Raw genomic sequence first — 20,728 nt, forward strand, 5'->3', positions numbered from 1 at the left:
GTAATTCTCCTATCTCCAATGGCGTCAGGTCACCGCCCTATTACTCCCGGTCCCCGGGAGTGGCGGGCTAAGGGCCTGACGCAACTCAAACCAAAACTTTTGGGACAGCCTCTCCTGGTCTGCCCGTTCCATAGTACACGTTAACAGCTCCGAGGGGCAGATGAGGGCGTATGTTGCCCACACAATAGTCGGCTTGTAGTTGATTACCCGGCATGGTCTGTATACTTTCCGCGCCATGGACATAATCAAAGAAAAAATCGCGCAAGTGCCGGGTTTGCTCAAGGAACTCGATGTCGATCTCTGGCTCGTCTTCGTGCGCGAGACCCCGGTGATGTGCGATCCCATCATCCCGCTGATTACCGGACTCGAGGCCACCTGGCAGTCGTTTTTCGCGTTTACTCGCGAGGGCGAGGCAATAGCCCTGGTCGGCAACTTCGACAAGACCGACTATGAGCGCAGCGCACGTTTCACCGAGGTGCGCGCATATACAGCCGGTGTTAAGGATGATATCAAATTGCTTCTCGGTTGCTTGCAGCCCACAAGTATCGCTGTCAACTATTCGCCTGATGATCCCTCGGCCGATGGCCTTACTCATGGTATGTTTTTGCTGCTGAAAGACTACCTGGAAGGAACCCCGTACGCCGACCGGCTGGTGTCTGCGCAGACTTTGTGCAGCAAGCTGCGGGCGCGGAAGACTGTCGGCGAGATGTCCCGCTTGACCAGGGCAGCCGAATTGGCCGCCGCCGCTTGGGAGACGGCCAAGCAGCAGATTCGTGCTGGCATGTCCGAGAAGCAGATTGCGCAACTGATCGATGATGAAATGGCCAAACTGGGCGGGAGACCATCGTTCGAGACGATCGTCAATGCCGGCAGTAAAACGGAGCCAGGCCATGGTCATCCGACCGATGCGCGCATCGAGCCGGGAGATTTATTGCACCTGGATTTCGGAATCAGAATCGATAACTATTGCTCGGACCTGCAGCGTCTGCTCTATTTTCAGCGGAAAGGGGAGAGCCGTCCGCCGCAGGAGCTTATCGACGCTTTTTCTACCGTTCGCGACATCATTACCGCGACATCGAAGCTCTGCCGTCCGGGAGCGCAAGGTTTCGAGATTGACGCCGTGGCCCGACAGATGCTGAGAGACGACGGCTACGCCGCGTATCAACACGCGCTAGGTCATCAGTTAGGTCAAGCCGTACACGATGGCGGCGCGCTGATCGGCCCGCAGTGGGAACGGTATGGCAAGACGCCCACGCTCGAGATTGAAGCCGGTTACGTTTTCACGCTTGAGTTGGAGATTATGCTGGATGGAATCGGGTGTGTCGGCCTCGAGGAAGACATCGTTGTCACCGACCAGGGCGGGCGCTTTCTCTGTCAACGCCAGACTGAGTTGGAGGTGAGGTGAAAAGAGCGGCTATCGCTCTGTTGGTTGCCGCTGTGGGTGCTAGTTGTACTCAGATGCCGAAGGCGCCTTCGGAGTCGCCGCTCGCTCGCGTATATCCCCATGTCGCTTTCCCGACCGATCTGAAAGTCGAACAGAATCACCAGCGGCTGTCGCTCTCCTGGCGCAAGTCGGGGCAAGGGCCAATCGCCGGCTACTACATCTATGCCAGTGACAGGCCGCTCACCGGCTACAACCCGAACGACAGCCTGTCTGCCGATATCAGTCCACTGAACTCCGTGCCGTTCCCGGGCGATACCAACCCTGAGGACAGCGTCGAGAATTACGAAGTCTCCGAGCTCTCCAACGGAGTCAAGTACCACATTTCCATTCGAGCGGTTTATCCCGATCAGGTGGTCTCGCGCCCATCCAACGAGGTAATCGCGGTGTGCGGCGGGCGAGGTGAGATCGAACTGGCGGTTCGCTATTTTGGCAAGCCGGGTGGCTTTTCCTTCGAGCGCAATGAATATGTCGAGTATAATGCGCCTGATAATGACCTGTATTTCTTCTCGAAAGACAGCGTGGACTATCTGGCGTCGCCGCGACGCCTCGAAGGGTTCATCAGCGACACCCGCTTCCTGGTACTGCCGTTACGGGGCGAGTATGCCGATGTCGCCGCCCGGGTGAGAGAGACCAAACCGACGCCCACTGACGACCAGGTTGAGGTCACTGTCGGCGACTGGGTGCTTCTCAAGTGCGAACGAGGGACTCACGCGCTGGTACAGGTAAAGGAGCTCAGAGGGCTTGCCAGACAGCGTCGCGTAAAGCTGTTTTTTGCCTACTCAAGTTTCGTCGGTGAATTCTGGTTCTGAGAGCTACTGGCCGGCGTCTTCGCATCTCCGCAGCGGCACGAAGTCAATAAAGAGGTGGTCTATCAGAATGGTCACGTCGATAATCGAGATGTCCTGGAAGGTGGGATAGAGACCGCCCGACTGGTTGACATCGGCCTCTCTCAGGCACTGCGGCGGGGTGATCGAGATGAACAGGTGATCGAGCAGAAGACTAATGTCGCCGATGGAAGGTTCATCGCCGCCCGTCCCGTTAATGTCACCCACCAGACCTAAGCAGCATGGGGTCAAACTGATGAAGGCCGGGTCGGACGCCGGGGAGTAGTTGCCGGCGCCGGTTTCGGCCACAACTATGTAAGCGTAGCTTTTCATAGTATCGACGGTACGATCCAAGTAGGATGGGCTGGTTTCACCCCGGTCGGTGCGGTCCCCGGCCGGGTTGTCGATCCGGAAAAACGAGCCGTTAGAGTTGCCGTCGCGGCGGTACACATGCCAGGTCGTGCCGGCCTCGGTAACCCAGTCGAGACGAACGGTTATCGGATCGATTCGCCGCGCTCGCAACGCCGCGGGCGGCCGCGGGAACGATGCCGTCGCCAGAGTGACATCCTCACGCTGGAAGGAGTTGGTTGGGATCGTCTTGTTAAGCAAGAATCGCTCCGACCGTTCAAGATCGAAGAAGTAGTAGTGGTACGCCATCCCAGGGGCCTCGCCGACAAAGTTCTGGAAATCGTCATACCAGTGTCCGCCGTCATACCCCGCGCCGATACAGGATTGAACGCGAATTTCCCTATCGACATTATTGATGAATCCGAGGAACATGATTCCGCCGTCGGGCGGCACCGACAGGTCGGAGCGGTGTACCTCGCCGAAAATTGACCCCTGCGCCAGAATTGAATGGCTCGGCAACATCAGGCCTGCCGCGACGGCGAGGACCCGAAGGCCTCGTATGTGGATGGGATTTAAGCGCATGTGCCAGTTCCGGGGAGGGTTCGCCCGGCCATTATTATCGTCGGCCAGGCGGTGCGAATCGTTCAAGGCCGTCCAGAGCAACTCCCACATCTATAAATATAGTTAAACGTCCGGTGTTTGCAAGAGTCCCGAGGCGTCGGGCGGGGTCGCCCGGCGCGCACGAGAGGGGCGGGTCTTCGCAGGGGTGCTGCTACGCCGGGCGGGGTCGCCCGGCGCGCACGAGAGGGGCGGGCACGTATGTTTGTGCTGTCGGGCGACCCTGCCCGACAGAAAGCTCCCTCAGATCGTGCGTCCTTTTGTCCGCCAACCACGGACCAAGAGACCTGGGCCCTGACGGCGGCGGGGAGTTTCGACGATAGTGCTGTCGGGCGACCCTGCCCGACAGGCTTTGACTTACGGGTGTCGGCCAGAGTCAGCCGACACCACATCGAGGGTTTTTGAACACTCCCCTTTGGGGCGAATTCATCTCACAGCTCAGTCGCCTCCCGACGCCCCAAGTCTGTGCGAAGTTATCGGGCCGACGCACAATAAAGGTGCAGCGAGGGGCGACCCCTCCGCAGTCACCACCTGTAAGTCTATGACATTTGGAACCTTAGCGGTATCGGCACGTAGCTTGATTGGCGGACTCTCGTGAAGAATACGATCGCAAACAGCATTGGGCGGCATTTAACGGAGTTTTGACTATGAAATCCAACGTACGGCAATTCGCGATTGTGGCGATGACACTGGCGACGGTGTGGCCCTCAGTTACTACTGCCGGCTCACTTGCCGGGCGAACGCGCCTCGAAATCGGCGCCGGCTGGCGGCACCATCCGGAGCAGACCGCACGGGTATTCTACGTTGACGACCAGCGGATAGTCACGGCCACCGAGGGGGCGGTAGGCAGGCTCGGCCTCAGCTACTGGAGCACCGAGGAACTTGCGTTTGCGGTAGACTATACTTTGCACGATGTGGAAGTCGACAACCGCATTGACAGTTATGGCTACTCCTACGACCATGCCTCGATAGTTCACTCGCTCATGTTCGGCATGCGGTTGTACTGGCCGCAGTCAAGGCCGTATGCGGCTATGCGACCGTACTTTTCGGCCGGCGCCGGGCCGTTCTTTGGCACGTCGCAGTACTGGTTTGACGACGAATGCGACTGTGACAGATATGGTTTCGCCAGTCACATGGTCGTTGCGGGAGCGCGGCTGGGCGGGGGGATCGACTTCCTCATGGGTCGCAATTTCATGTTCGGCTTCAACGGCGGATATAATTTCGTAGAGGACTTCTCACGTCCGATAGGTGGCCGCTACGACTATAGCGGTTCGGATTTCGGGATGAGCGTCTCGTTCCTTTTCGGCGGCCGACGCATTCGCAGACTGTAGGTAATCGTTTGCGACCGTAGTCTCAATGCTCCGCTCCGCCCACTTTGGCTTTGTCCCAGTCCTCGCCAAGGATTATGCGGGCCTCGTGGTCAGCGTCGACCGCGAACTCCTGCGGCACAAACAAAGTAACCGCGCCACCAATCAGGCTCGGATACGAGGATGGCCCCGACTGACCGGTCGCTCCAAAGTGACCCGACTGGTCGCTCAGTACGGCCGGAATGTCTTTCGAGTGGAGCGCTCCAAGGACCATGTCGGCGTATTGAGTCGAGGTAAACCGGGCCAGTGGAATCCAGTTGTCATAGCTCTCCAACTCTTCAGGTTCGTCAGGCTCCTCCCAATCTTCCGGGGAACCGGTTTCGTCGAGTTCCTCCGGTTCGAGTGGCAGGACGGCTACCAGCTTTTCCTCGCAGTCAGGGCAGACGCTGACGGTGGGCAAGTACTCATAGCGACACCTGGGACAAAACGGCATAGGATGTCCTTTCCTGTGGCGGTTTCGGACGATCGTCGAGCCTATGTATACGGGGCACCTTTTCGATAGTCAACAAGGACCATATCGGTCTCGGAAGGGTTGCACCCCGTCCAGGCATTACGTATGTTTGCTCCGAAGGGAGCAAAGATGAAAGTAGGCTACATTCAGTTTGAGCCGGTTCTGGGTGATGTCGCGCACAACATTGGCACGCTCGACACAATGATCGCTCAGGCCGACGGCGCCGAACTGCTGGTCCTGCCGGAGCTGTGCAGTACCGGGTATCGATTCGAGTCTCGACAGCAGGCCTGGGACCTGTCGGAGACCACGAAAAAAAGCCGCTTCGTGCGATTTCTGACGTCGGTTTGCGCCAAACGGGCAACGCACATCGTAGCCGGGTTTGACGAACGCGAGGGCGACAAGCTCTACAATACGGCGGTCCTGGTTGGCCCGAACGGCCTTATAGGGAAGTACCGCAAGCTGCACTTGTTCATGGATGAGAAGGACATTTTTGAGCCGGGTAATTTCGGGTTGCCGGTGTTCAATATCGGTCCGTGTACGATAGGCATGGTGATTTGTTTCGACTGGCAGTTTCCGGAGGTCTGGAGAGTGCTGGCGCTCAAGGGAGCAGACATAATCTGCCACCCATCCAATCTTGTCCTCCCCGGCCTCTGCCAGAAGGCGCTGCCGGTGCACGCGGTTTGTAACCGCGTGTTTGTGATTACGGCCAATCGTATCGGGACTGAACGCGATTTGACATTCACCGGTCTGTCGACCATCGCCGACCCAAAGTCAAACGTGCTCGTCCAGGCATCGCCTGACCGGGCGGAAGTCGGCCTGGTTGACATTGATATCGCTCTTGCCCGCAACAAGCGGCCCACCCCGAAAAACCATGTGTTTGACGACCGACGGCCGGATGAGTATCGGCTGCTGGTCGAGAGCTGATTTGATTGTGCAAACGAATGGTACAGGTATTCTCGTAGCATATCTCAAAACGATTCGATACGGAGGCCCAAATGGCAAAGAAGACCAAGTCCATCAGCAAGGCGAAGAAGAAGCCCGCGCGCGCAGCGAAGAAAGTTGTGAAGTCAAAAGCCGTCAAAACTGCCGGCAGAGGAAAGTCTTCGGCCCGGTCCGCAAAGCCGACCGCGCGCAAAGTATCCAAACCCAAACCCAAAACCATGACTGTCGCGCAGCGTATAGTTGCGTTGGAAGAGAAGATCCAGAACGACAAGAAAGAGCTGGCCGCTCTGCGCAAGGCACAATCTCCAGAAGAGATCGCCGATTATGTACTCAAGGCGCATGACGGCTCACAGATCCGGTTATCGGAGATGTTCGGCGCTCACACGGATATGATCCTGGTCCACAACATGGGGAAGGGGTGCCGGTATTGCACGCTATGGGCCGATGGTTTTACGGGGTTCACGAAGCATCTGGAAAACCGCGCAGCGTTTGTCGTGGTCTCCAAGGACCCGTTTGATATCCAGCGGGACTTTTACAACAGCCGCGGTTGGAATTTCCGAATGTATTCCAGTCACGGCACCACGTTCAACCGTGACGTGAGTTTCGAAACCGAAACCGGCGGCCAGATGCCGGGGGTGTCGGCGTTCTACAAAGATGATAACGGCCGGATATTCAGAACCGCCTATGCCTACTTTGGTCCGGGCGATGATTTCTGCGCGGTCTGGCCGATGCTGGACCTGTTGAAAACGGGGCCGGACGGCTGGGAGCCGCAGTATAGTTACTAACTGGCTCGGCGGGCGCTGAATTGGCAGTTGATTGATGGGTGCGGTCCAATCGGACTGCACGCGCAGTGGGGATCGCGTCATTCAATACCCCCGGCAGGACTCGAACCTGCTACCCTCTGCTTAGAAGGCAGATGCTCTATCCAGTTGAGCTACGGGGGCGTTGGCTGATGGCGCGACCTGATCATGGCCAACCGCCCTTCTGATCAGGACTACCAACCTATTATAGGATTCTTCCCGCGTGTCGGGAAACAAGTTTTTTGCCGCCCTTGCCGGATTCGAACTTCCCCGAATTCCCTTGTGTGGGCAGCAGCGGTCCGGTTTTTTTCTGGAAGTGACCTCAAGGCGGCTCATAATCGGTTCCCGAGGCTCCGACCTCGCGCTTATCCAGGCCGGTATCGTACAGACGGCACTGCAGAATGCTTGCGGGTTACGAAGCGAAATCAAGGTAATCAGAACCGAAGGAGATCATCGCGAGCATCTGGGGTTTGACCAAATGGAAGGCAGGGGGTTCTTCACCAAAGAACTTGAAGACGCCCTTTTGGACCAGTCTATAGATTTAGCAGTGCACTCACTCAAAGACCTTCCTACTACCCAGCCCGACGGGCTGGTAATAGGCGCGGTCGGATTCCGAGCCGACCGTCGGGAATTGCTCCTGATGCTGCCCGGTGTGAGAATGGGCACAGGTGTGCTTCCGATTCGGTCTGGGGGAAGGATCGGCACAAGTTCAACCCGCAGGAAAGCGCAGATCGCATATGATAACCTAACACTTCAGATATTGGACCTGCGCGGCAATGTACCGACTCGGATCCGAAAGCTCCGCGATGGCCAATACGACGCAATTATCATCGCCGCCGCCGGGGTCGAGCGGCTGGGGCTTGATATGACTAATCTGGACACCACTCTTCTCGACTTGGAGGACTTTGTTCCCGCGCCGGGCCAAGGTGTGCTTGCGATTGAGATTCGGAACGACGACCACGATCTTGCGTCGGCCGTGGCGAAGTTAAATTCGCCGCCTGTGGAAACCGAAATTAGCGCTGAGCGCGGGCTCCTCAAGAGGTTTGGGGCTGGATGCTCGCTTCCGCTGGGAGCGTTTGCGGTTGGCAGTGACACCGGGATAAGGCTGGTGGCTGTGCTCGGCACCGGTAATGGTAAAACATGGGGTGGCCTGAAAAGAGTCGATGTCACCGCTGGTTCGGTTGAGGAAGTCGTGAAATCTGCCTTTGCAGCGCTGACTCGCGGTGACTGAGAGAACGGTACTGCATGATAGACAAGAAGATGACCACCAGAAAATCTGAGCAGCTCTATCGACTGGCGTGCGACGTGACACCAGGGGGTGTCAACTCACCGGTGCGGGCGTACAAATCAGTCGGCGGAACGCCTCGGATAATCGCGAGGGGAGAAGGAGCGTATCTCTACGATGTCGACGGCAACCGCTATATCGACTTCTGCGGTTCCTGGGGGCCGCTGATACTCGGCCATGCCGACCCGGACGTTGTGGCCGCGGTCAAGGCGCAGGTCGATAAAGGGCTTACCTATGGTGCGTCGACTGAGTTGGAATACCAGCTCGCAGACTTCGTTGTCTCGCACGTTGAGCCGGTCGAGAAGATTCGCTTTGTATCGTCGGGCACAGAAGCGGCTATGTCGGCGATACGGGTTGCCCGCGGATTTACAGGACGCGATCTGATTCTCAAATTCGAGGGTTGCTATCACGGCCACGCTGATCATATGCTCGTAAAGGCGGGCTCAGGACTGGCGACATTCGGACAGCCGTCGTCGGCAGGCGTGCCCGTATCTTTTACACAACACACTACTGTATTGCCTCTCGATGACGAATCGGCACTGTCTGACTTCTTTCGGAGTCAAGGAGACAAAGTCGCCGCGGTCATTATCGAAGGCGTTCCTGCCAACCATGGCCTGCTGATCCAGCGGCGCGAATTCATGCACACGCTGCGGAATCTATGCGACAAATATGGCGCGCTGCTCATTTTCGACGAAGTCATCACCGGCTTACGACTGGGGCTTGGCGGTGCTGCGGCGTACTATGGTATCAAACCGGACCTGCTCACATTTGGTAAGATTATCGGCGGCGGAATGCCGGTTGGAGCATTCGGCGGACGGGCGGATGTCATGAGCGTCCTCTCACCAGAGGGGCCGGTCTATCAAGCAGGGACCCTATCGGGGAACCCGGTGGCGATGGCAGCCGGTCTTGCGACGCTCAGGAAGTTGGCGGACGGGCGAGTGTACGAACAGCTTGAATCGGTTTCGTCGGTGTTCGTGGATGAGCTAAATCGCGGCCTGAAACCGCTCGGTGGACAGGTGGTGCGGATTGGGTCCGTTTTCTGGATTATGTTTCAGCCTGATTTGCCGCGCGCAGCGCATGAGGTACTACCAGATGGCATCGCTCGTTTCAATCGTGTGCACCGGGCGGTTCTCGATTCAGGCGTGTACCTGCCGCCGTCGGGATACGAGGTCTGTTTTATCTCATCGGCCCACACGACTCAGATGTTAAAGACTGCGGCAGACACAACCGTCGAAGCGGTAGGTCGAAACCCCTGCGGTTTCGACATTCCTCACAGCGCGCCTTGAACATAATGTCAAAACCACGTCTCACGCTTACGCGCTCGACTCAGGGGTTTTGACCTACTAACCAAGGTTGGATGGCAGGACCGCAGGGGTCCTGCCCTACGGTAGTACGAGGGTCTATGTCGTTTATGGAATTCTCGGATCAGAACGGAATCGCCACGCTGACGCTCGCACGCGGCAATGTGAACGCCATGAACGAAGAAATGGTCGATCACCTCATTGAGAGGTTTCAACGACTGAGCGATTATTCCAACACGCACGCGGTTGTGCTCACCGGACAAGGGAGCTTCTTCTCGTTCGGGCTCGACGTGCCGGAGTTATACGACTATTCGTCAGCCGATTTCACGCGTTTCCTGTCCAAGTTCACAGACCTGTATCTGCGCATCTTCGAATTTCCAAAGCCACTGATTGCGGCGATCAACGGCCATGCCGTGGCGGGCGGGTTCATGCTCGCGATGCCGTGCGACTATCGCATCATGGCCACCGGCAAGGCGAAGATATCTCTGAACGAGATCACGTTCGGGTCATCGGTGTTTGCCGGATCGATTGAGATTCTAAAGTGTGTCACTGGGCATCGTAACGCGGAAGTGTTCGCGCTGGGTGGGAAGATGTATTCTGCAGAAGAGGCCAAATCACTTGGCCTAGTGGACGAGGTTGTGCAACGTGAGAGCGTTCTTTCGCGCGCTCTTGAGATAGCCGGCGAAATGGCTGCCCGCGACCTGGTCGCTTACGGTGCGATTAAGAAACTGCTTCGCGGACCCGTAGTCGATCAGATCAGACGTACCGAGGCCGACTCGATACGTCGGTTTGTCGAAATTTGGTATTTGCCGTCGACTCGCGAGAAGACGAAGGGGATAGTGATAAGATAGCAAAACTACGAAACATTTGAGACCTTTCTGCCCCCTCTGGATTCAAAGGACATCGGAAGAATAATTGCGTTCCCCTCAAAATGTGATTGCGCCGATTCAAAGAGCCACCAATCTTTAAACAGTATGAAGACAAGTGCAGTTATTGTCGCTCCTCGTGCTTATCCAACTGAAGCGAGGGAATTCCTCGAACAATCATACTCGAGTTTGGTTGTTACCAACCAAGAACTGAGTCGGCAACTCGTTAGCTTTCAAGCGAATAAAGCGACCCCCTTCTTCCGATGGTTCAAGTACAAGGAGGGTTTTTCTAGGCCCCTCATCGAATATATCATAAGCAGGCTTTGTCCCGAACCGGGCGTATTGCTGGACCCATTCGCGGGTGCAGGATCAGCACTGTTGGCAGCACGTGCGCTAGGTTGGAAAGGCGTGGGGATAGAACTCCTGCCAGTCGGGATCTATGCATTGCGCGCCCGATTGGCTGCAGAGGGCATAGACGAACACACGTTTTGTGAGGCCGTGAAGTGTATTAGAACGGACTTCTTGTCGAAGCGTGCTTCCGGCAGTCGTGCATTTGAGCATGTGACCATAACGCAAGGGGCCTTTCCTGATGACACCGAAAGACAGCTCCATTCATATCTGGAGTTTGTGAGGTCTCATTACTCGGATGACCGGGTTCGCACACTACTTGAATTTGCTGCCTATTCTATCCTGGAATCGATAAGTTACACGCGAAAGGACGGACAGTACCTGCGATGGGATAGAAGATCGGGTCGATCGAATGGTTCTAACGGCTTCGACAAGGGGGCGATTCTTTCGTTTAGAACTGCAATCGAACGTCAGCTCAATTTGATGTGTGAGGACCTTTGTATTACTCCTTCTGATTTGTTTGATACAACGGGAGAGAGCAGTGGATTGAACGGTCCTGAAATAGAGATATATGAAGACACGTGTCTGACCAAACTGCGCGACCTGAGAGCTCGCAGCGTAGACCTTATTCTAACCTCTCCACCTTACTGCAACCGATATGACTATACTAGAACCTATGCACTGGAGCTTGTTTTCTTGGGTGCTGGGGAGGAACGGATTCGAGAACTGCGACAGGCTATGCTCTCATGTACGGTGGAGAATCGCGAGAAGATCGAGCAGTTGGAAGCATTCTACCGGGACAGACACGCTCTTCCGTTATTTGAGGCCGCCAAGGTCGCGTTTGAGGGGCAAGCGGCGCTCCACGAAGTGATCGATATTCTTGAGGAAGAACGAAGGTGCGGTCAGCTTAACAATCCTGGCATTGTCCGTATGGTGAGAAACTACTTCCTAGAAATGTCGCTTGTTATTCATGAATGTTCTCGTGTAATGAAGCCAGGCGCCTACTTTGTTATGGTCAACGACAACGTGAGCTACAACGGGCAAGTTGTACCGGTTGACCTCATCTTGTCCGAAATTGCGCGCAAAGCCGGTCTGGAAGTACAGGTAATCTGGAAGCTGGTTAAGGGAAAAGGAAACAGCAGCCAGCAGATGGGTAGACACGGGAGGCAGGAAGTGCGGAAGTGTGTCTATGTCTGGCGGAAGCCTACAAAGAAATCAACCAGTCTGCCAGAGCTGAAGCCTGCTTCTCCGAAGTTAAGTTCGCCGCGAAATCGAGCGTTCCGTTCTTGACTTCCTCGAAGATCTCTTTAGCCATCGCGATTTCGATAGCGACCCCTGCGAAGAACAACTTGGGGCACGTCTTCCCAGCAAAGGCCTCTCGTACTCGTTGTAGCGCTTTGCTAGCGGTCTTCCAATGCTCGTCCGCTCCGGCAGGATCAATACCTCCTTTGATCTCGCCAATGGCCAGGAAGTTGGCGGCGGTATTCACTAGGATCTTTGTCGGGGTTTCGTCTGACTGACTCATAAGGAGTATTACATCGATGTTCTTTCCGATGAACTTCGGCGTTCTGTCGAATGCAATCAGACGTTTCTCCCATTGAATCGACTGGGTCTTTCCAGTGTCGCTGGACTCCACGACGGGGCGCACGCCGGCTTTCGTCAATCGATCCTTGAGGAGTTGCGTTACTTGTGCTTGCGCTGAAGAACCAGTCCAATTACGCATCGCACCACCAAGCGAGTCGCCTGCGGTGAGAAGAAATCGGAACAAGATTTGCCGTCCCAGTTCTCCTTTTGTAGAAGCGATTTCGTCAATTGCGGCGCGTGCGATATCTTTCAACTGACGTTTGTTTAGATGTCCTTGAGCCTTTGTCGAGAGGCCGGCGCATGAGAGCACGACACTGGTAAGCGACGGGTCTCTAAGTATTTCCTCGGCGGTAGCAGCGCGGTTCAGCTTTCGCTCGATCTCAAGCGCTTCTTTTACGACCAGTCCCGCTCTCGTCATCTTCTCGGTTGCCTGGATGATGAAACCTCGCGTGGTTTCCCTCGGTGCGGTCACAAGATCGTTCGGGTCTTTAACTACCCTGTTAAAATGGCTGGCTCCCATGCTCTTTACCTTGCCTACTTCGTCGTCGTGGCCGCCCGGAAGAACTCGCGGTTCATTTTGGCGATCATCGAAACGCTGATTTCTTTCGGGCAGACCGCCTCGCACTCATACTGATTGGTGCAGCCGCCGAAGCCCTCGATATCCGTCTGCGCGACCATCGCCCGCACCCGCTTCTCGCGCTCCACACGGCCCTGGGGCAAATACGCAAACTGCGACACTTTCGCCGCCACGAACAGCATCGCTGAGGCATTCTTGCAGGCCGCCACACAGGCGCCGCAGCCAATACATGCCGCCGCGTCCATCGCCTTGTCGGCGTCCGGTTTCGGGATGGGAATGGCGTTGCCGTCGGGTGCGCCGCCGGCGTTGATCGAAATAAACCCGCCCGCTGCCATGATCCGGTCGAACGCCGTGCGATCTACCACCAGGTCCTTGATAACGGGGAACGCCCTCGCGCGGAACGGCTCAATATAAATCGTGTCGCCGTCTTTGAAATGCCGCATGTGGAGCTGACAGGTGGTGGTGGCGTGTTCTTTTCCGTGAGGAACCCCGTCGATAACAAGAGAGCAGGCGCCGCAGATACCCTCGCGGCAGTCATGGTCGAAGTGGATCGGGTCATCACCCTTCTTGATCAGGTCTTCGTTAACGACATCGAGCATCTCGAGAAATGACATATGCTCGTGGATATCAGTCGCCGTATATGTCACTAGCCGCCCTTTGTGCTGGGCGTTTTTCTGACGCCAGACTTTGAGTGTGAGGTTCATTACTTGTAGCTCCTTGTGGCCAGCTTGACATTCTCGAACACCAGCGGCTCCTTGTGCAGCTCCGGTTTGACACCGTCGCCCTTGTACTCCCATGCGGCGACATACGCGAACTTCTCATCGTTGCGTTTGGCTTCGCCGTCGGGATGTTGATGCTCGACCCGGAAATGCGCCCCGCAGGATTCGTCACGGTAAAGCGCGTCGTGGCACATAACTTCAGCGAACTCGAGAAAATCCGCCACGCGAGCCGCGGTCTCCAAAGTCGCGTTCATTTCCATGGCGCTGCCGACCACTCTGACATCTTTCCAGAATTCTTCGCGCAAAGCGGGAATCTCCTTCAACGCTTTCTTCAAACCCTGTTCGGTGCGGGCCATGCCGCAGTATTCCCACATGATCTTGCCCAGGCGCCGATGGAACGAGTCCGGAGTTTGCCGGCCACCGATAGAAAGCAGTTTGTTCATCCGCTCCTCGGTTTGCTTCTCGGCGTCTTTGAATTCCTGCCGGTCAGTTGATATCTTCTGCGCGCCGGCCTGGGCGAAATAATTGCCGATCGTGTACGGGATGACAAAGTAACCGTCCGCCAGTCCCTGCATGAGCGCCGATGCACCCAGGCGATTCGCGCCGTGATCGGAGAAATTCGCTTCGCCGATTACAAACAGCCCCGGAATGGTACTCTCGAGGTTGTAGTCAACCCAGAGGCCGCCCATCGTGTAATGCGATGCCGGATATATCCGCATCGGGACCTTGTAAGGATCCTCATCGGTGATCCGCTGGTACATGTCGAATAAGTTGCCGTAGCGTTCTTTGATAACTTCCTTGCCGAGCCGCTTAATGGCGTCGGCAAAATCGAGATAGACGCCGTATCCACTTGGCCCGACCCCGCGCCCTTCGTCGCATACTTCTTTGGCCGACCGCGACGAGATATCGCGCGGCGAGAGGTTGCCGAAACTGGGATACTTGCGCTCCAGGAAGTAATCGCGCTCGGTTTCCGGAATCTCGTTGGGTGGGCGCTTATCGCCTTTCTTCTTCGGCACCCAGACACGGCCGTCGTTGCGAAGCGACTCTGACATGAGCGTCAACTTCGATTGATACTCGCCGGTGTGGGGGATACAAGTCGGGTGGATTTGCGTGAAGCACGGGTTGGCGTAGAAGGCGCCCTTCTTGTATGCCCGGTAGCAGGCGGTGACATTGGCCGCGAGCCCCATAGTCGAAAGATAGAAAGCGTTGGCGTAGCCGCCGGTGGCGAGAACGACCGCGTCGGCAGCGTGCGACGAGATCTGTCCGGTTACCAGGTCGCGCACGACAATCCCCTTGGCGTGTCCGTTGATCAGGACGATATCGAGCATCTCGGTGCGCGGGTACATAGTGACCTGGCCCGTGCCTATCTGGCGCGAGAGCGAGGAATACGCGCCGAGCAAAAGCTGCTGGCCGGTTTGTCCGCGGGCATAGAACGTGCGCGAAACCTGTGCGCCGCCGAACGAGCGATTGTCGAGAAGGCCGCCGTATTCGCGCGCAAACGGGACACCCTGGGCGACACACTGATCGATGATATTCACCGATACCTGCGCCAGGCGATAGACATTGCCCTCACGCGAGCGGAAGTCGCCCCCCTTGACTGTGTCGTAGAACAGGCGATAGATCGAGTCGCCGTCGTTCTGATAGTTCTTGGCCGCGTTGATGCCGCCCTGTGCGGCGATAGAATGGGCGCGGCGGGCGCTGTCCTGGAAGCAGAACGCCTTTACATTGTAGCCCAGTTCGCCCATGGTGGCGGCGGCCGACGCTCCCGCCAGGCCGGTGCCGACCACGATCGCCGTATACTTCCGCTTGTTGGCCGGGTTGACCAGCTTCATCTCGAAGCGGTGTCTGTCCCATTTCTTTTCAATCGGGCCGGACGGAATCTTGCTGTCTAATGTCATGTTACTTTCCTCCAACCACTAACTGAGTACAGCCGGTGAGCACGGCCGCGGGGATCGAGGCATATCCGAGAAACAGTAGTACGCTCGCAACCCAGGCCAGGCGGTTCAGCCTCACCTGCCACTTTTCGGTGTTCAACCCGAGCGACTGAAACATGCTCGCCACACCGTGCGACAGGTGGTAGCTCAGCAGGCCGACCGCGAGCAGATAGAAGATCGATACCACCGGGCTCGAGAAACCGATTACCACCATGCCGTAGACATCGGGCCGACCGAGCGGATCGGTCAGCGTCGCGAACTCAGGATTCGTGACTCGCACAGTAAAGTGCAGAAGGTGGTAGATCACAAACACGAGGATGATGAGGCCGGTCCAGATCATCGTGCGCGAGGCCAGACTGGCTTTGACTGTCTGTTCGTTCTGATATCCGATCGGCCGCGCCGCCCAGTTTTCGAGTTTCAGTTTGATCCCGAACCAGATGTGGATCACAAACGCCGCCAGCAGGAAAAGTCGGATCGCCCAGAGCAGCGGTCCGAGTGACTGGAGCTTTTCGGCATAGCTGTTCATCTGGTCCTGGCTGATAAACACCTGCAGGTTGCCGAGCATGTGGCCGACAACAAAGCCGAATGCGACAATGCCGGAAACCGCCATCAGGAATTTCTGGCCGATGCTGGCGTTCAACAGGTGGGCGGAGAAGGAAGTGGGTGGTTTGCTCGTGACGGTAATATTCATGCCCTTTCCCTTTCAATGTTCCGCCGAGTATAGGCCGCAAGGGCGGGGCAGTCAAATGAAATAATTCACAAGGAGTTGTGCCCGGTCGGCGAGGCGTTATTCAGCCGTCGAAAATCGTCGGAGTCGGCCGCCGATGTCGCCTGTATAAGGCTAAGTCGCTGTGGGATCGAATGCAACAGATGGACGGCGCGTCTCGCCGAGGTAGCTTATTCAGTTTGACAGGCGCGACGCCAGCGGATATTTTGTGCGGTCGTCCTTAGACAGATATAAAGGAAACTAAATCCATTTTGCGGCAGGAGTAGAATATGATTCAAAAGAAATCACTGGTCATGGTGTTTGTGATCGTCGCCGCCTGCGCGGTCTCGACCCCGGGCCAGACCACGATCACGCTTGGTCTGTCCGGGCCGGGCGCGGTCAACGACAGCACCATCAAAGCCGGGCAGCCGGTCTCAGTGGATGTTTACTGGGAGAGCAAGGATGTCGATATCCGCGGCTTCACGACCGGTTTCAGGGTTTACTCGCCGACCATCAAAGCGATTGTGCACGTGGCCGACAGCGGCAAGGGGATCAACCCGGCCGGCGATCTGAAAGCTCATGGCGGCTGGGAAGGCACAAACACCTGGGATTTCAGCGGCATTAGGGTCATTCCCACCGACTGGGACGGCACCCTACCGGACACGATCGGCTTCGGCGGTGCGCGGGCCAAGGTCGCGGAGAGCGCACACCCTCGCAAGAAGGTGCTTTCGTGGACCATGCTCGTGCCGACAACTGGGCAGATTCTTGTCGATTCGACCTTCTTCCGCCCCAGCAACATCTGGGCGGTGGCGCTTACTGCCGGCAAGGAAGTTAGGCCTCTTTGGAACGGGCCGTACAAATTCTCTGTTATCGAATAGACTGACTCGAGGCCCGCTAGGCGGCGGGCCTCTTTGTCGTTAGTACCCTCCGAGTCATGCTTCAATTCTGGCGCTCTTTTGTGATTGCGTCCGCCTGCCATATGGCATCCCCTGCCGCCGAGCAGGTCGACACCACGAATACTGATTCGGCTCGGGCTCTGCTCGTCGCCGAGCCGGCACCGGCGGATTCAGCCTCGTCTGCGCATATCGTGATGAGCATCGGCACCCTCACAGTGGAAAACCTGTCTCTCAGCGATACGCTCGACGTAATTATCGATGCGCACGGCGTCGATCCGGCGGGCTGCCAGCTCAAAATCGCGGTCGATGGCAGCCTGATCGATATCGTGAAGATCCTTCCCGGTGAACTGATAGATTCGTGCGACTGGGATATGTTCGATGCGCGCCCGCTTACACGATCGGACAGCGCTGCCGGGCCGAGAGAGGTCTGGCAAATTGTCGCCCTGGCCCAGGGAGCATCGACACAACAAGCCCCGAAATGCTATGCCTTTGACCGTCCCGCAACTCTGGCGCAAGTGGTTCTATCGAGTGCTCACGCGACGAATGTCAACGACACGGCGGCGGCAATCTTCTTCTACTGGGAGTCGTGCCGGGACAACGTCATCTCCGACCGCCAGGGTGCATCGCTCTTGATCTCGGACACCGTTGTCGACCGGATTACTGTTGCACACGAAACCTCCGAGAGCGGTTTTCCCACTCGCCGCGGCACGCCTGACGAGTGCGTCAGCCCCCGCGCTGCCGCTCCGCCGCGCCGGTTGGTCGCTTTTCGAAACGGCGGAGTTGTTTTCAAGCTCGCGGTTGATACCAGCGACAAGGATTCAGCGTCAGTTCAGTATCGGCAGATTGACTAGCTCATTCTCTGTTGGAGTCGACCGAGTGGCGTATCCTTCAGGGCCGATTCTCGAGTGTCCCAGGGCCCAGCCTGCCTCGCATTCTGTCCGCGGTCGAAGAGTGATTCCGTGCGAGGTGGATGATGACGCCCGTCACCCACGCCAGAGTCGAATGCAGGGACATTGTTTTGCAGGCGTAAGTCTGTGACCAGTCACCCTACATGATTATCACCAGCTTGCCGATCTGGACATTGCCGCGGTCGTCCTCCACCACCCAGTAGTACAACCCCGTCACCACGAGCTGCATGTTGCGATTAATCAGATCCCACGTCGCATGATTAGCCAAATAGTCCTCCGGGTCGACATCATGCTTCAGTTCGCGGATCAGGTCGCCGTCGAGCGAGAAGATGCTGATCGTGCATCTGGGCGGCAGATTGGCAAAGTGAATCAACCGCGTCTTGTCCTCGGGCAGATGCCACCTGAGGATCGCCTCGTAACCCAGCTCGCGATAGTCGCCGTCAAGGCGATACGGATTGGGATACACGAATACCCCCAACCCCTGCTCTTTAATGACCTCGGATGATGGCAGCGGATAGACTGCCTTGGGAAGGTTGGCTGGATCGCCCTCGACACCGGATAATCCAAGGCCGGGATAGCCATAATCGAACGCAGTAACGTTCACGTAGTATACCTGTGTGGGCAGAATATTGTCGAAGACATACTCGTATTCATAGTATTTGAAATACCCTTCCGGCGTGAAGTACGTGGTGTCATCCGGATCGGTATAGTAAATCCTCATCGAGTCAGGGTCCGTATATGCAGGTTTCACCGCATTCGGATAGACCTTTCTAATCCCGGTGTTGGCGTTGATCGGGTCGTTGGCGAGGATCGAGCGGTTGGGGCCGCACGGCTCGAAATAGAATACGGCATCGTCGCCTTTCGGCCCGCCGGGGACTATCAGCGGATTGTCCCGATGATACGGTTCCGGGCGCCAGGTGGTATCGTTGCAACTGTCCGCGTGCATGCAGCGTAGTTGTTCCAGCGTGTACGGGGTCGGGTAGCAGACGAAACTGCGGCGCTCTTTGTTCCAAATCCAGCGGTTGTAGTTTTCGTGATCGTACGTTGTCACCAGGGAGAAACTGGTCGGGCGGGAATCGTATGCGAGATACACCGAGTAGCCTTCAAAATCATTCCGATGCAGAAACGGGTCGATCGAGTTCTCGGTTGCCGCGCCGTTCCAGACCAGGCGTATCTTGCCGGTCTCAGGGTACACTCGCATGGCCGGAATGGTGTCGCCGCGCGGGCTAACGAGACGAGTTGTCGACGGATTTGGCGGGGGGAACGCTCCGCGGAAATCGGGCACGCCGTCGCCCTTACGCCAGACCGTGTCAACCGCGCCGTACTCCCACCGGCATGCGATATAGTTCGTATCCGGATCGGCACTGCTGTCGACCAGCGTGTCACACAGCCAGACGGAATCCCGGTCGAGATCACAAACGGTGAATTCTCCGGCGTAGCCGTCGAAGTCGGTATCGACACCGGGATTATCATAAATCCACTCCGCCCACAGGGCGTTGCGGGCCAGAAGCTCGAAGTACACTCGCTCATACCAGCCGTAAGGGTTGTCGGGTAGAAAACGGTGAATCTGGTTATGACGATGGAAACTCATCGCCGCGACAAAGGCAGTGGTAAACTGTAGGGTCTGGCCGGGATCGAGACCAAAGGGTCCGATTGAAATAAGATAGCGCGGGTCGAGACCGGTGTTCACCGAATCAATCCACGTATCCGGCGGCTGGACCCAGGTGGCATCGAAAGAGCGCATCGTCGCCTGGTACGCCTGATCGTAGTCGCGCTCCCCGTTGCTGAGGAAATGGTACCACTCTTCTTCAGTTTGGGGTGTGCCCATTAGGCCCGAGGCGAGAGGCCGATAAGTCGCCCGCGCTTGTGGACCGAAGTCATGATAGGGATCCCAGCGCCAGCCGGTGGCCCACCAGTTGAAGGTTACATTCATCGAGTCGCGCGGAGCGCGGATGAACTTAATACCGGTGATATCAAGAACGTGAGTCTCAGGTTGTATCCGCCGCATGTTGCCGTCGTTGTCGGCGGTCCAGGCGATGTTCACCTGTTCCGTGTCGACCGGGCATTTCGCGTCCAGATAGACAGCCGGGTAACGCTCCAGGAAACCAACCATGTCGTCGCGGACACCGCCTGTGTCAAGCCCCGGCAAAGTGGTGGAGACGTCTCCGTCGGCGTAGATGCCGATGAATATCTGGCGCAGGCGTTCGGTGCCAATGTTTTTCACGGAGTAGTCGAACAACACGATGTCCTGGGAGTACTCGTATCCCCATGATCGGGACCTTTCAGTAACCTCGACATTCAGCGGATGATAACCACAGTCGGTACAGGTGTCATAATAGACAGCGATGCAGTCATGATGGGCGGCGGTGCTGTCGTACCAGGGGAGGCTGGGATCGAGGCTTGAGCGTACGATGATTCTTCCGCGTGGAGCAACAGCGGGCTCAAACCAGGATTGCGCCAGCGTATCCTCCCCCTGGATGGCGCCGATCACCAGCCATCCGGCAGCCAGGTACTCCTTGTATGACCCCTTGGGGTAAATCGCCGGGCCGAATCCGCCGCTATTGCCAACTGATAGAACGAGCCTCCCAAGGCCGTGTGAATCACCATCCCACTGAGGATCGCCCTCGTCCTGCGAGCCCAGAGCGCCCGGCATCCGCGCACCAGAACCTTCGGCATTTATAAGATGGGCCGAAAGCGCCAGCGCTATAACCATCAGCCAAACTCGCATCGCACCATACCTCCCGCCACAATCTAACCGACCAGACTCATGTGGTAAAGCGAAAAACCGCCCGCCCACGTTACCTATTGAC

Annotated in this window: 18 protein-coding genes and 1 tRNA gene; 11 read left to right on the plus strand and 8 right to left on the minus strand. The window is 56.9% G+C overall.

Annotation, left to right across the window (positions count from 1 at the left end; genetic code table 11):
* The first annotated feature begins 235 nt into the window (after positions 1-235).
* Together AB1772_07915 and AB1772_07920 are read left to right on the plus strand one after the other, a co-directional pair.
* The gene (locus AB1772_07915) at positions 236-1,405 is read left to right on the plus strand and encodes a M24 family metallopeptidase (protein ID MEW5796275.1); all 1,170 of its coding nucleotides are present in this window, start codon (positions 236-238) and stop codon (positions 1,403-1,405) included.
* Between the two features lie 53 nt (positions 1,406-1,458).
* Positions 1,459-2,253, plus strand: coding sequence for a fibronectin type III domain-containing protein (locus AB1772_07920; GenBank protein MEW5796276.1), 795 nt, complete (start codon positions 1,459-1,461; stop codon positions 2,251-2,253).
* Positions 2,254-2,256: 3 nt separating this feature from the next.
* Here AB1772_07920 and AB1772_07925 read toward each other — a convergent pair whose 3' ends face one another.
* Positions 2,257-3,198, minus strand: a complete 942-nt coding sequence (locus AB1772_07925) for a hypothetical protein (GenBank protein MEW5796277.1) — start codon at positions 3,196-3,198, stop codon at positions 2,257-2,259.
* Between the two features lie 683 nt (positions 3,199-3,881).
* Here AB1772_07925 and AB1772_07930 point away from each other — a divergent pair.
* A complete protein-coding gene (locus AB1772_07930) occupies positions 3,882-4,565 on the plus strand; it encodes a hypothetical protein (GenBank protein ID MEW5796278.1) in 684 nt (227 codons plus the stop codon).
* Between the two features lie 22 nt (positions 4,566-4,587).
* Here AB1772_07930 and AB1772_07935 read toward each other — a convergent pair whose 3' ends face one another.
* On the minus strand, positions 4,588-5,034 hold the full coding sequence (locus AB1772_07935) for a hypothetical protein (protein MEW5796279.1): 447 nt from the start codon (positions 5,032-5,034) through the stop codon (positions 4,588-4,590).
* 123 nt (positions 5,035-5,157) lie between these two features.
* Between AB1772_07935 and AB1772_07940 the strand changes: the two genes are divergently transcribed.
* Both AB1772_07940 and AB1772_07945 read left to right on the plus strand, forming a co-directional pair.
* The gene (locus AB1772_07940) at positions 5,158-5,976 is read left to right on the plus strand and encodes a nitrilase-related carbon-nitrogen hydrolase (protein MEW5796280.1); all 819 of its coding nucleotides are present in this window, start codon (positions 5,158-5,160) and stop codon (positions 5,974-5,976) included.
* Between the two features lie 71 nt (positions 5,977-6,047).
* A complete protein-coding gene (locus AB1772_07945; protein MEW5796281.1) occupies positions 6,048-6,779 on the plus strand; it encodes a DUF899 family protein in 732 nt (243 codons plus the stop codon).
* Between the two features lie 85 nt (positions 6,780-6,864).
* Here AB1772_07945 and AB1772_07950 read toward each other — a convergent pair.
* Positions 6,865-6,938, minus strand: a tRNA-Arg gene (locus tag AB1772_07950).
* 79 nt (positions 6,939-7,017) lie between these two features.
* Here AB1772_07950 and hemC point away from each other — a divergent pair.
* From hemC to AB1772_07970, 4 genes are all read left to right on the plus strand, one after another.
* Positions 7,018-8,025 (plus strand): hydroxymethylbilane synthase, encoded by a 1,008-nt coding sequence (gene hemC, locus AB1772_07955; GenBank protein ID MEW5796282.1) that lies wholly within the window; start codon positions 7,018-7,020, stop codon positions 8,023-8,025.
* Positions 8,026-8,039: 14 nt separating this feature from the next.
* The gene (gene hemL / locus AB1772_07960; GenBank protein ID MEW5796283.1) at positions 8,040-9,365 is read left to right on the plus strand and encodes a glutamate-1-semialdehyde 2,1-aminomutase; all 1,326 of its coding nucleotides are present in this window, start codon (positions 8,040-8,042) and stop codon (positions 9,363-9,365) included.
* Between the two features lie 116 nt (positions 9,366-9,481).
* Entirely contained in the window at positions 9,482-10,231 is a 750-nt protein-coding gene (locus tag AB1772_07965; protein ID MEW5796284.1) for an enoyl-CoA hydratase/isomerase family protein, read from the plus strand.
* 123 nt (positions 10,232-10,354) lie between these two features.
* Positions 10,355-11,884, plus strand: coding sequence for a DNA methyltransferase (locus AB1772_07970; GenBank protein MEW5796285.1), 1,530 nt, complete (start codon positions 10,355-10,357; stop codon positions 11,882-11,884).
* On the opposite strand, the gene AB1772_07975 is transcribed toward AB1772_07970, so the two are convergent.
* The 4 genes from AB1772_07975 to AB1772_07990 are packed head-to-tail and all read right to left on the minus strand — an operon-like array spanning position 11,799 to position 16,099.
* Positions 11,799-12,698 (minus strand): AvaI/BsoBI family type II restriction endonuclease, encoded by a 900-nt coding sequence (locus AB1772_07975; protein MEW5796286.1) that lies wholly within the window; start codon positions 12,696-12,698, stop codon positions 11,799-11,801. The two genes, AB1772_07970 and AB1772_07975, sit on opposite strands and share 86 nt — an antisense overlap.
* Positions 12,699-12,712: 14 nt before the next feature.
* Entirely contained in the window at positions 12,713-13,459 is a 747-nt protein-coding gene (locus AB1772_07980) for a succinate dehydrogenase/fumarate reductase iron-sulfur subunit (protein ID MEW5796287.1), read from the minus strand.
* Positions 13,459-15,372, minus strand: coding sequence for a fumarate reductase/succinate dehydrogenase flavoprotein subunit (locus tag AB1772_07985; protein MEW5796288.1), 1,914 nt, complete (start codon positions 15,370-15,372; stop codon positions 13,459-13,461). Before AB1772_07985 ends, AB1772_07980 begins: the two co-directional genes overlap by 1 nt.
* Position 15,373: 1 nt before the next feature.
* Positions 15,374-16,099 carry a succinate dehydrogenase cytochrome b subunit gene (locus AB1772_07990; protein ID MEW5796289.1) on the minus strand — a complete coding sequence of 242 codons (726 nt, stop codon included), beginning with the start codon at positions 16,097-16,099 and terminating at the stop codon, positions 15,374-15,376.
* Positions 16,100-16,404: 305 nt separating this feature from the next.
* On the opposite strand from AB1772_07990, the gene AB1772_07995 reads away from it, so the two are divergent.
* Positions 16,405-16,992, plus strand: coding sequence for a hypothetical protein (locus AB1772_07995; protein MEW5796290.1), 588 nt, complete (start codon positions 16,405-16,407; stop codon positions 16,990-16,992).
* A gap of 101 nt (positions 16,993-17,093) precedes the next feature.
* Positions 17,094-17,861: a hypothetical protein gene (locus AB1772_08000; protein MEW5796291.1), complete on the plus strand. Its 768-nt coding sequence runs from the start codon at positions 17,094-17,096 to the stop codon at positions 17,859-17,861.
* A gap of 196 nt (positions 17,862-18,057) precedes the next feature.
* Here AB1772_08000 and AB1772_08005 read toward each other — a convergent pair whose 3' ends face one another.
* Positions 18,058-20,646 carry a hypothetical protein gene (locus AB1772_08005; protein MEW5796292.1) on the minus strand — a complete coding sequence of 863 codons (2,589 nt, stop codon included), beginning with the start codon at positions 20,644-20,646 and terminating at the stop codon, positions 18,058-18,060.
* Positions 20,647-20,728: the final 82 nt, after the last annotated feature.

It is taken from the genome of Candidatus Zixiibacteriota bacterium (assembly GCA_040752815.1).
GTDB lineage: Bacteria > Zixibacteria > MSB-5A5 > GN15 > FEB-12 > JAGGTI01.